Origin of the sequence: Devosia alba, assembly GCF_039938915.1 — a bacterium.
GTDB classification, from domain to species: domain Bacteria; phylum Pseudomonadota; class Alphaproteobacteria; order Rhizobiales; family Devosiaceae; genus Devosia; species Devosia alba.
In genome coordinates this window covers 1-233 of record NZ_JBDUUI010000163.1, presented here as the reverse complement: position 1 = coordinate 233, position 233 = coordinate 1, and the positions used below count along the sequence as shown (strand labels likewise).

1 protein-coding gene is annotated in these 233 nt (G+C 54.9%); it reads right to left on the bottom strand.

Annotated elements, in window-relative coordinates; all coding sequences use genetic code 11:
• The coding region (locus ABFY71_RS19150) for a hypothetical protein (protein WP_347947469.1) at positions 1–233 on the bottom strand (233 nt) is incomplete at both ends.

The window sequence follows — 233 nt, the reverse complement described above, 5'->3', positions numbered from 1 at the left end:
CAGTCTCAGCCATCGAACCTCTAATGTTGGCAGGCATATCCACCACCAGTACAGCCGGGCGCATCTCCTCCATCAGCGTAGCTATCTGGGGCATAGTGATGCTGTGCGCATCCTTAACTCTGATGCGGTCCCAGCTGCCTACCTTAGCCAGGTACTTCTCTGCGAACTTACCTTGCTTGTGCTGCTCTACAATCTCATGCAGTGTCAGCCCGGTAGCTGCCTGGTAGATACGC